4 protein-coding genes are annotated in these 3,462 nt (G+C 48.6%); 2 read left to right on the forward strand and 2 right to left on the reverse strand.

Annotation, left to right across the window (positions count from 1 at the left end; translation table 11 throughout):
* The first annotated feature begins 255 nt into the window (after nucleotides 1–255).
* A complete protein-coding gene (locus tag V3S16_RS13810) occupies nucleotides 256–750 on the forward strand; it encodes a thioredoxin family protein (RefSeq protein ID WP_413885911.1) in 495 nt (164 codons plus the stop codon).
* Between the two features lie 28 nt (nucleotides 751–778).
* Here V3S16_RS13810 and V3S16_RS13815 read toward each other — a convergent pair whose 3' ends face one another.
* The gene (locus V3S16_RS13815; RefSeq protein ID WP_413885913.1) at nucleotides 779–1,105 is read right to left on the reverse strand and encodes a hypothetical protein; all 327 of its coding nucleotides are present in this window, start codon (nucleotides 1,103–1,105) and stop codon (nucleotides 779–781) included.
* A gap of 365 nt (nucleotides 1,106–1,470) precedes the next feature.
* Here V3S16_RS13815 and V3S16_RS13820 point away from each other — a divergent pair, with 365 nt between their 5' ends.
* A complete protein-coding gene (locus tag V3S16_RS13820) occupies nucleotides 1,471–1,743 on the forward strand; it encodes a hypothetical protein (protein ID WP_413885915.1) in 273 nt (90 codons plus the stop codon).
* A gap of 49 nt (nucleotides 1,744–1,792) precedes the next feature.
* Here V3S16_RS13820 and ettA read toward each other — a convergent pair whose 3' ends face one another.
* Complete coding sequence (gene ettA / locus V3S16_RS13825) at nucleotides 1,793–3,457, reverse strand: energy-dependent translational throttle protein EttA (protein ID WP_413885917.1); 1,665 nt, start codon at nucleotides 3,455–3,457, stop codon at nucleotides 1,793–1,795.
* Between the last annotated feature and the right edge of the window lie 5 nt (nucleotides 3,458–3,462).

The raw sequence follows: 3,462 nt of genomic DNA on the forward strand, positions 1-3,462 counted from the left end.
CACAAAGAAAGAGTATGGATTATAAGCCTTTATCAAAAAAGCGTAATGTCCGTTGCTAGTTGTCAATTGCCCGTCGCCAAGGGCGAAAAAGGTGGTTAATTCAATTAGAGATGAACAAATTTTTTACAAATTTGTGCTTGAAATAAGTGTTTGCGAAAACAACTGACAAAGGACTACGGACACTACCCAAAAAAGAATTATATTATAATCTTAGAGGCTTGGTGGCTGGACTATTGCCCCTAATGTTAATTCATAATGGCTGCAACAGACATCACTCAAATAAAAATCGGTGCGCATATGGTCGGTATAGTCGGTTTAAAAAGCGCTGTTGAAGAGCTGGCCCCGGACTTTGCGCACGGGTCCGACGACACGGTTGCTGCCGGGCTTTTAAAGCGGCTTTCCAGACAAAACTATATTCCCGCTAAAGCGCAAGCAAACTACGGCCGTGCCTTTGTCAGGGAGTTTAGGAAATTTCTTGGCCAGCCATATAAAAAAGATTCCTCGGGGATACTTGAGATTAAAGTGCTGGGACCGGGCTGTGCCCAGTGTGACCGTCTTGAGAAGGATGTTATGGATGTTCTGAGCGCGATGAATCAAGCGGCCGATCTGGAACACGTCAGAAACATCAAAGAAATTGCAAAGTACGGTGTGATGGGCATGCCGGCTCTGGTAATCAACGGCCGTATCATGTGCGGGGGCAAGCTGCCTTCTAAAAGCAAGATAAAGGGCTGGCTGGAGGAAACTACATAGTGCTCAAATGTATTTCAGGTTTTAGGTTTCACTTAAAGTCGGGTAATTTGCTCCGGAGATACCAGCTTTTATCGGCGGCGTCATATTCCCATAGCTGATCGTGAAGAAGGGTTTTTTCGATCATATTATCTGTCTTGTAATAATTAATCTCAACGATCTGGCGGACTTTTGATTTGTTATTCATTGGAATGATTTGCTTTACTTCATAAGAAGTCACCATTATATTTTTAAGTTTTTTGAAATCCGGTGGGTTGCTTTCAGTTAGTGCGTCCTTTCTCAAATGGTTTGCGGTTTCGAAATCTGACCAGCGAATAGAATCCTTGAATGACGCCGTTATCCGGTCAAACATATTCATTTGATTTGCATTCCATAAATTTGGGCATCCAGCGACCAGTATTATTAGCAGAAAAATTGTGGGCATTAATTTGTTCATATCGAACCTCTCGGGTTATGGTTACAATTGCAACTTAACCGAAACCACAATGTCATGTCAAATTTTGGGAATTAAGGGGAAAATATTGACGGTCAAAGGACAAAAAGTTGGGTTCAAAGGTTCAATTTTTACCGTTATAGGTTCAACGTTCTGCGTTCTGCGTTAATCCCTGAACCCAGAACCTCTGAACTCCTGAACGCTGAACCTCCTATCCAATTTATGTGCAATCCCATGGTATATAAAGGTCTACGGTCATTTATATAAGGTAAATAACGAGGTCTGAACTTATGAAGACACCAAAAATTCCGGAAGAATATGAACTGTTTGAGAGGATTTATCACTATCGCAGCAGCGTTCAGCATCTTGAAAGAGAGTACCTTGACCTTCGGGTTTGCTTGCGAGACGCCGAAGCTGATCTGCGATCGGACTCGCAGAACCAAGAGCTGGTGTCACGGGTAGCCTATTTGAAAAACAGGTTGAAAGAACTGGAAAGCAGATATCCCTGGATTTCCACGGGCAGACCATCGGAGATTCCGTTCTGGATTAATTCAACGGTATGAATTGAAACCTGAATTTCTCACTAATCTGATTCATTTATATGCAGGCTGGTCAATCCCGGGTTAACTGGCGATACTTGATCCTGTGAGGGCGGTCGGCCGCAGCGCCCAGCCGCTTTTTGCGGTCAGCCTCATACTCCGAATAATTTCCCTGGAACCATACCGTACGGCTGTCTCCTTCAAACGCCAGGATATGCGTGGCGATACGGTCGAGAAACCAGCGGTCGTGGCTGATCACCACCGCGCACCCGGCGAAATTTTCCAGAGCCTCCTCCAGGGCTCTCAGGGTGTTGACGTCGAGGTCGTTGGTCGGCTCGTCCAGCAGAATGACATTGGCACCTTGCTTGAGCATGCAGGCCAGGTGTACGCGGTTGCGTTCGCCTCCCGAGAGCATGCCGACTTTTTTTTGCTGGCCGGCACCGGTAAAATTGAAGCGGGCCACGTACGCACGGGATTTGACCGATATGCCGCCAAGCTGGATTACATCTTCATTGTTTGAAATCACTTCCCAAATCGTTTTTTGCGGATCAAGACTTTCCCGGCTCTGTTCCACGTAAGCCAGGCGGACGGTTTGGCCGATACGGATACTGCCCGTATCCGGTGTCTCCCGGCCGGTTATCATATTAAAGAGCGTTGTTTTGCCGGCACCGTTGGGGCCCACCACGCCGACGATGCCGCCCGGCGGCAGAAAGAATGACATGTTCTCGATCAGCAGCCGGTCGCCGTAGCCCTTGGATACATTTTCAGCTTCAACAACCAGCTTGCCCAGGCGCGGCCCCGGCGGTATATAGATTTCAAGCTCTTGTGCTCTTTTTGTGCTTGCCCGGGAAAGCAGTTTGTCGTATGCGCTGATGCGGGCTTTGGATTTAGTCTGCCGGGCCTTGGGGGACATTTTGATCCATTCCAGCTCCCGCTGAAGCGTCTTTTGGCGATGGCTTTCAGCCTTTTCTTCGTGTCTTAGGCGCTCCTGCTTCTGTTCGAGCCAGGAAGAGTAATTGCCCTTCCAGGGAATGCCATGGCCCCGATCAAGTTCCAGAATCCAGCCGGCTACGTTATCGAGAAAATAGCGATCATGGGTAACCGCGATAACGGTCCCCTGGTACTGGTGAAGATGATGCTCCAACCAGGCTACGGTTTCGGCATCCAGGTGGTTGGTGGGCTCGTCCAAAAGCAGAATGTCCGGCTTTTGCAGCAAAAGCCGGCAAAGGGCCACCCGGCGTTTTTCACCGCCGGAAAGAATCTTCACAGGCAGCGCACCTTCCGGGCAGCGCAGGGCATCCATGGCCATCTCCAGTCGGGAGTCCAGGTCCCACGCATCGGCAGCATCCAGTTTCTCCTGAATTTTTCCCTGGCGCTCGATCAGCCGGTCCATCTGTTCGTCGGACATGGGCTCAGCGAACTTTTCGTTGATCCGATTGAATTCATTCATAATGTCAATGGTGGCCTGCACCGCTTCCTCAACGGTTTCCCTGACTGTTTTGGAGTCGTCCAGAGCAGGCTCCTGCTCCAGATAACCTACAGTGTATCCCGGGGTTAGACTTAAACGGCCGTTAAATTCCGTGTCCACACCCGCCATGATGCGTAAAAGAGAGCTTTTGCCCGAGCCGTTCAGCCCCAGAACGCCAATTTTGGCGCCGTAAAAATACGACAGCGATATGTCCTTAAGGACCGGTTTTTTATCGTAATACTTGCTCACCTGGTTCATCGAGCATATGATTTTGT

The sequence above is a fragment of the Candidatus Desulfatibia sp. genome (assembly GCF_036446775.1).
In the GTDB taxonomy this organism is placed as follows: domain Bacteria; phylum Desulfobacterota; class Desulfobacteria; order Desulfobacterales; family UBA11574; genus Desulfatibia_A.

Excerpts from the sequence above, each read along its gene's own strand:
- V3S16_RS13810 (WP_413885911.1), top strand. The coding sequence starts at position 256 with ATGGCTGCAACAGACATCACTCAAATAAAAATCGGTGCGCATATGGTC.
- V3S16_RS13815 (WP_413885913.1), bottom strand. The coding sequence starts at position 1,105 with ATGAATATGTTTGACCGGATAACGGCGTCATTCAAGGATTCTATTCGC.
- V3S16_RS13820 (WP_413885915.1), top strand. The coding sequence starts at position 1,471 with ATGAAGACACCAAAAATTCCGGAAGAATATGAACTGTTTGAGAGGATT.